Origin of the sequence: Geothrix sp., from assembly GCF_049292215.1 — a bacterium.
Taxonomy (GTDB): Bacteria; Acidobacteriota; Holophagae; order Holophagales; family Holophagaceae; genus Geothrix.
In genome coordinates, this window is the sequence record NZ_JBATQW010000042.1 from 1 (window position 1) to 5,965 (window position 5,965).

Below are 5,965 nucleotides of genomic sequence, written 5' to 3' on the forward strand. Positions count from 1 at the left end.
GCCCTCGGCCGTACCCGGCCAGGCGGAGCGATGGGACTGCCAGGCGGCGGCCGGATCGTGGTGACCGAGGGCACCCAGCATGCGCGTGGCGTGGCCCAGCAGCTCAGGCTCCGGTAGGCCTTCGGGATGGGCCCGCCGCAGCCCCGGCGCCCCCAGGATGGTGGGCCATACGAGCGCCTGGCGTGCCTCGGGATCATGGAGCGCCGCCTCCATGCGGTCCTGCAGAAAGCGGTGGATCTCCAGGGGCAGCCGGGGCTGGCGCTGCCAGAAGGGGGTGCGGTTGCAGTCGTCGCTCACCGTTCCACCACCAGGCGCAGGCCCAGCCCGCCGCGATCGTTCTCGGCGATGCCCACCCACTGGCAGCCGGGCAGCCGGCCCTTCAGCACCTGCCGGGGATCGCCCTGCTGGTGCTGCAGGATCCAGTGGGCCACCAGGCCCCGGTAGAGCTTTGAGAAGTGGCTGATGGCCCGGCCCTGCGCGTCGAAGATCTCCACGGTGTGCCGCGGCCGCGCCCAGCCCTTGAGCAGATCGGCGGAGTCCCCCGGCAGCAACTCCCACACGGGCCCCTCGGGCAGGGCCGCCAGCTGGGCCGGCAGGGCCTTCCGCCAGTGGGCCTTGAGGCCGGGGATCGCCCCGAGCTTCAGCTTGTAGGGCGGGACGGTCTCGTCGCCGCGCACCAGACCGCGCAGGTTGGAGAGGATGAACACCTGTGACCAGGTCGCCGGTGGGAGCGTGGTGGCTTCCAGTGCCTGGAAGGCCACGCCCGCATAGCGCGCGAGGGCCGGCAGCAGGGGCACCTTGCTGGAGAGCGCCAGCGCCTCGCTGCGGGCCTTGTCCAGGGCCAGGTCCTTCACGTCGAAGGCCTTCCTGAGGGCTTCGGGTGAGCCCTGCTTTGCCAGGGCCACCAACTGCTCCCGGACCCAGCGCTGGGCGGGGCTTTCCATCAGGCGACCGGGAACGCCGCCGGAGGCCTTCTCCTCGGAGGGGGCCAGCAGGATGAGCGGGGCGGCCGTCACTGAGCCTCCACCCAGGCTTCGAGGCTCGTGAGCTGAAAACCCTCGAGGAGTTCCCGGAGCCTGCCTGCGTAGCCGCGGAGTCCGATGCTGTGGGTGTAGCGGTGGCCCAGGGACAGTCCCGGTAGGCGCGGCTGCTCCGCATCCAGCTCCCAGGGATGCAGTACCAGGGGGGTTCCCGCGTCCTCCAGGGCCAGGGTCTCCAGGGCCCGGCGCACCAGGCTGAAGGGCATGACCCGCGGGCCCCAGCCCCAGAGCGGCAGGCGCACGGGCCCGGACCAGAGTACGGGTGGCGGCAGCTCCCACAGACCTTCGGCCAGCTTGTAGGGTCGCCTGGGCAGGACGGGGTCCCCGATCACAGCGAGGGGCACGCGGCTGGAGTCGTAGCGGAAGCCCAGTTCCGGCAGGTCCCGCCACCAGTCGGCGGCACCCCCGCGCAGGCTCCACTCCGGAGCGCGATAGCCCACCACGGGCTGCCCGCTGAGGTCCTCCAGCAGGGCCTTGCCATCGCGCACCGAGTCCCGCCAGGTCCCGTGGTCCAGCTCAAAGGCCCGCCGGTGCGTCAACCCGTGCAGGCCGATGGCGTGTCCGGCGTTGGCGATGCGGCGCAGCAGCGCGGGATGACGTCGGGCCTGGTCACCCAGGCAGAACCAGGTAGCGGTGGCGCCTAGGTCCACGCAGAGCGCCAGGGAGCGCTCCGTGGCCAGCGGCAGCCGGCACTGGAAGCGGTCCAGGGCGTCCGGCTGGTCATAGGGTGGGCAGCAGAGCTGGAACCAGTCCTCCCAATCCAGGGATAGGGGCAGCCGGCGGTTCAGGTGAAGTTCCGCTCGGAGAGGCTGATGAACTCCAGGGAGAAGTCGTCCAGCTCCGTCTGGAACTGCTTCAGCTGGCCCTGGAAGAAGTTGTAGGCCATGAGCGCGGGAATGGCCGCGACCAGGCCAATGGCCGTGGCGACGAGAGCTTCCGAGATGCCGGGGGCCACGGTGGCGAGGTTGGCATTGCCCGTCGCGCCGATGCCGCGGAAGGCGTCAATGATGCCCCAGACCGTGCCAAAGAGGCCGATGAAGGGGCTCACGGCCGCCACCGTGGCCAGGCTGCCGAGGGAGCGCTCCAGCCGGCCCATCTCCACCACGCTAGCCCGCTGGAGGCTGCGTTCCACGGCTTCCATGCTGCGGAGCTGGGGCTTGCCGTCCTGGCCCACCTGCCGCAGCTGGTAGGTCACCTCGCCATAGCCGGCCACGAAGAGCCCCACCAGGGGGCTGAGGGAGAACTTCTCCACCTGCTGCTTGAACTCGCGCCAGTCCGTGGCCCGCTTGAACGCGCCCCGGAACGCCTCGGAGACGGCGCGGCTGCGGTGGTAGAGCAGGCCCTTCCGGATGATCACCACCCAGCTGAGGAGGGAGAACGCCGCCAGGATCACGAGCACCGACTTGGAGACCGGTCCCGCGTGGAGCATGACCTCCAGCAGATTGACCTCGCTGCCCGTGGGTGCCATCAGGATCACCATGCCGCCTCCTCTGACGCATGATAGCAAGCTACACTGGTTGCTTTACGCGAGGCTGTCATGCAGGTGCTGGTCATCGGTTCAGGTTACGTGGGGCTGGTCGCCGCCGCCTGCTTCGCGGAGGCGGGTCACCGCATCCTCGGCGTGGACGTGGACGCGGCCAAGGTGGCCACCCTCTCCCGGGGCGAGTCGCCCATCTTCGAGCCGGGCCTGGACGACCTGCTCACCAAGCACCTGGCCTCCGGCGCGCTCCGCTTCACCACCGACCTCAAGGCCGGCATTGCCGAGGCGGATGCCGCCTTCATCTGCGTGGGCACCCCCCAGAGCGAGGACGGCAGCGCCGACATGAAATACGTGCTGGCCGTGGCGGGCCAGCTCGGCGACGCCATGGCCCTGCGCGCCAAGGACGCCAAGGCCCTCATCGTGGTGGACAAGAGCACGGTGCCCGTGGGCACGGCAGCTCGCGTCCACGCGGAGATCGCAGTGCACACCGACCGCGCCTTCGAGGTGGTGAGCAATCCCGAGTTCCTGCGAGAGGGCTCGGCCATCGGCGACTTCCTGGAGCCCGATCGCGTGGTGGTGGGCTGCCGGTCAGATCACGCCGAGACCATCATGAAGGCCCTGTACCAGCCCTTCCTGGACCGCAGCGGCGGCAAGTGGTTCCGCATGGATCCCCCCAGCGCCGAGCTCACGAAGTACGCGGCCAACGCCATGCTGGCCCTGCGCATCAGCTTCATCAACGAGGTCGCCAACCTAGCCGAGGATGTCGGCGCCGACATCGACCACGTGAAGGCCGCCATCGGGGCGGACCACCGCATCGGCCCCGCCTTCCTCAATCCCGGCCCCGGCTTCGGTGGCTCCTGCTTCCCCAAGGACCTGCAGGCGCTCCTGAAGGTGGGTCGGGAACACGGTCATCCCATGATGACCCTGGCGACCACCGTCGAGGCCAACCGTCATCAGAAGCAGGTCTTGCTGCGAAAGGTACGCGAGCACTTCCGCATCAAGGCGGGCGTCCCGTCCCCCATGAAGGGCCTGCGTTTCGCCCTCTGGGGCCTGGCCTTCAAGGCCAACACCGACGACATCCGCGAGAGCATGGCCCTGGAGCTCATCGAAGGCCTGGTGAACCTGGGTGCTGAGGTGGTGGTCCACGACTTCGCCGCCATGGAGGCCGTGCGGGCCAGGATCGGCGACAAGGTGCGCTACGCGGAATCCCCGCTGGCAGCCTGCGAAGGAGCCGATGCCCTCCTCATCGCCACCGAGTGGGCCCAGTACCGCGAGGCCGACCTGGAGGCCGTGGCCAAGGCCCTCAAGGTCCGCCGCATCTTCGACGGCCGCAACCTGTTCCGCCCCGAGGCCATGGAGGCCCAGGGCTGGACCTACCACTCCCTGGGCCGCCGCGCCGTGGAGTCCGCATGACCACCCGCATCCGCCTGGAGGACATCGCCCACGCCCGCAGCGGCGACAAGGGCGATGGCTCCAACGTGGGCATCATCGCCTACACCGAGGCGGGGTTCCGCCTGCTGCAGCGGGAGCTGACGACCGAGCGCGTGAAGCATCACTTTTCAAGCATATGCAAAGGTGGTGTTGATCGCTTTGAAGTCCCTAACCTCAAGGCCATCAACTTCATCCTGCATGATTCGCTCGGCGGGGGTGGCAGCGAGAGCGTGAAAACCGACGCCCAGGGCAAGACCCACGGGCAGGCCCTGCTTAGAATGGAACTGGACCTGCCCGGCGACGTGTCGCTGGCGGATTTGCAACCCTGAACCTGCACGACCGCATCTGGAGCACGCCATGGGCAACCTGGGAATGATGGAAATCCTGCTGATCGGCATCGCACTGCTGATCTTCTTCGGCCCCTCACGCCTGCCGGAGCTGGGCAAGAGCCTGGGCAAGGGCATCCAGGAGTTCAAGAAGGCCAGCAAGGAGTTGACGGACTCCGTGAAGGAAGACGTCGTCGTGGACAAGGACAAGAAGTAGGCCCGCGCCGCCTCCACGGACCGGCCTCCCCGCGGAGGCCGGTCCCTTTTCCTGACTGAGGATCATGGCCATTCCAGCCACGCCACCCGAGAAGATGAGCTTCTGGGAGCACCTGCAGGAGCTGCGGGTGCGCATCGTGCGTTCCCTGCTCGCCGTGGCCGTGATCTTCGCCCTCACTTACGCCTGGCGCTTCAAGCTCTGGACCTGGGCCCAGAAGCCATTCCTCGAGGCGATGGCCCGCCAGACCGGCAAGGCCATCGGCACCCTCGACCCCTTCGCCTTCACGGACCTCACCGAGCCCTTTTTCAGCATGATGCGGCTCTCGCTGTGGGCCGCAGCCTTCCTCTCCGCGCCCTTCCTGTTCTATCAGGTCTGGGCCTTCATCCGGCCCGGCCTACTTCCCAAGGAACGCCGCCTGGTCATCCCCTTCGTCCTCGTGACCTCGGGCTGCTTCCTGGCCGGTGCCGCCTTCGCCTACAAGCAGGCCTTCAAGTTCCTTGGCGACATCCTCTTCAAGGAAGCGGCCCTGGCGGGTTTGCGCGCCAACCTCCACGCCTCCGACTACCTCGACCTGTTCATCTCCACCACGCTCATCACCGGCGTGATGTTCGAGCTACCCGTACTGTTTTTCTTTCTCGCAAAGTTCCGCATCGTGACCGCCCGCCTAATGCTGAAGTACTGGCGCCACGCCACCATGGCCATCCTCATCTTCAGCGCCTTCTTCACGCCGGGCGATGTCATCGTCACCACCATCTTCTTCAGCATCGTCCTGCTGGGTCTCTACGCCCTCTCCGTCGCCGTCGCCTGGGTCGCCGAACCCCGTCAGCCCAGATAGGCAGCCAGATCGTCCAGGCAGAGCTGAACCGCGGTGTTGGACTTGGGGCTACCGGACAGTGACTGTCGCGCCACCGGGTCCTCTAGAAGAGACTCCAGGGCAGACTCCAGCCGCTGTGCGAAGGCCGGCCCCTGCTCCAGGACGAGCGCCCGACCTTCTCCCTCTAGGGCTTGGGCGTTCCTGCGCTGGTGATCGTTCGCGCTCGTGGGCAGCGGAATCAGCACCGCCCCACGCCCGGCGGCCTTCAATTCGGTACAGGTGCTGGCGCCGGAGCGGCCCACCACCAGGCTCGCGGCCTCCATGGCCTCGTCCATGCGGGTGATGAAGGCCACCAAGGCGTGACGCGGATGGCGCGGCTGCGCCTGCAGGCGCTCCAACTCCGACGGTCCCGCCTGGTGCAGGATCTCCCAGTCCGGCCGTCTCTCCAGCAGGGCCGGCGCCAGCTCCAGCAGTGCCTCGTTGAGGGCGCGGGCTCCGCCGCTGCCGCCCAACACCAGCAAGCGGAAGGGGGCCGAGAGCGTCGCCACGGGCCTGAAGCTGCGCAGGAAGGCCTCTCGCACCGGTGTGCCCACCACGCGGCAGTCCGCCCCCGGCAGCAAGGGCCGCACGGCCTCCATGCCGCACCACACCCGCTGG

9 protein-coding genes are annotated in these 5,965 nt (G+C 68.4%); 4 read left to right on the plus strand and 5 right to left on the minus strand.

Annotated features, from left to right (window positions below; translation table 11 throughout):
- The 4 genes from WAS25_RS07080 to WAS25_RS07095 form a co-directional block, all read right to left on the minus strand.
- On the minus strand, window positions 1–297 hold a 297-nt coding region (locus WAS25_RS07080), incomplete at its 3' end, for a hypothetical protein (RefSeq protein WP_422310816.1).
- The gene (gene yaaA, locus WAS25_RS07085) at window positions 294–1,016 is read right to left on the minus strand and encodes a peroxide stress protein YaaA (protein WP_422310817.1); all 723 of its coding nucleotides are present in this window, start codon (window positions 1,014–1,016) and stop codon (window positions 294–296) included. The genes yaaA and WAS25_RS07080, both read right to left, overlap by 4 nt.
- Complete coding sequence (locus WAS25_RS07090; protein WP_422310824.1) at window positions 1,013–1,828, minus strand: DUF3473 domain-containing protein; 816 nt, start codon at window positions 1,826–1,828, stop codon at window positions 1,013–1,015. Before WAS25_RS07090 ends, yaaA begins: the two co-directional genes overlap by 4 nt.
- A complete protein-coding gene (locus WAS25_RS07095) occupies window positions 1,825–2,520 on the minus strand; it encodes a MotA/TolQ/ExbB proton channel family protein (protein ID WP_422310818.1) in 696 nt (231 codons plus the stop codon). The genes WAS25_RS07090 and WAS25_RS07095 overlap by 4 nt, the downstream gene beginning before the upstream one ends.
- A 57-nt stretch (window positions 2,521–2,577) precedes the next feature.
- Between WAS25_RS07095 and WAS25_RS07100 the strand changes: the two genes are divergently transcribed.
- The 4 genes from WAS25_RS07100 (at window position 2,578) to tatC (ending at window position 5,329) form a co-directional block, all read left to right on the plus strand.
- Entirely contained in the window at window positions 2,578–3,933 is a 1,356-nt protein-coding gene (locus tag WAS25_RS07100) for a UDP-glucose dehydrogenase family protein (RefSeq protein ID WP_422310819.1), read from the plus strand.
- Entirely contained in the window at window positions 3,930–4,280 is a 351-nt protein-coding gene (locus WAS25_RS07105; protein ID WP_422310820.1) for an AtuA-related protein, read from the plus strand. The genes WAS25_RS07100 and WAS25_RS07105 overlap by 4 nt, the downstream gene beginning before the upstream one ends.
- Before the next feature lie 28 nt (window positions 4,281–4,308).
- Complete coding sequence (tatA, locus tag WAS25_RS07110) at window positions 4,309–4,494, plus strand: twin-arginine translocase TatA/TatE family subunit (protein ID WP_422310821.1); 186 nt, start codon at window positions 4,309–4,311, stop codon at window positions 4,492–4,494.
- Window positions 4,495–4,558: 64 nt separating this feature from the next.
- Window positions 4,559–5,329, plus strand: a complete 771-nt coding sequence (gene tatC / locus WAS25_RS07115; RefSeq protein WP_422310822.1) for a twin-arginine translocase subunit TatC — start codon at window positions 4,559–4,561, stop codon at window positions 5,327–5,329.
- Here tatC and WAS25_RS07120 read toward each other — a convergent pair.
- Window positions 5,317–5,965 (minus strand): UDP-N-acetylglucosamine--N-acetylmuramyl-(pentapeptide) pyrophosphoryl-undecaprenol N-acetylglucosamine transferase (locus tag WAS25_RS07120; protein WP_422310823.1); only part of this gene is annotated, 649 nt, incomplete at its 5' end. The two genes, tatC and WAS25_RS07120, sit on opposite strands and share 13 nt — an antisense overlap.

Bases quoted from the DNA above. Each gene is read 5' to 3' on its own strand.
- WAS25_RS07100 (WP_422310819.1), top strand. From the start codon at position 2,578: ATGCAGGTGCTGGTCATCGGTTCAGGTTACGTGGGGCTGGTCGCCGCC.
- WAS25_RS07095 (WP_422310818.1), bottom strand. From the start codon at position 2,520: ATGGTGATCCTGATGGCACCCACGGGCAGCGAGGTCAATCTGCTGGAG.
- tatC (WP_422310822.1), top strand. From the start codon at position 4,559: ATGGCCATTCCAGCCACGCCACCCGAGAAGATGAGCTTCTGGGAGCAC.
- WAS25_RS07105 (WP_422310820.1), top strand. From the start codon at position 3,930: ATGACCACCCGCATCCGCCTGGAGGACATCGCCCACGCCCGCAGCGGC.
- tatA (WP_422310821.1), top strand. From the start codon at position 4,309: ATGGGCAACCTGGGAATGATGGAAATCCTGCTGATCGGCATCGCACTG.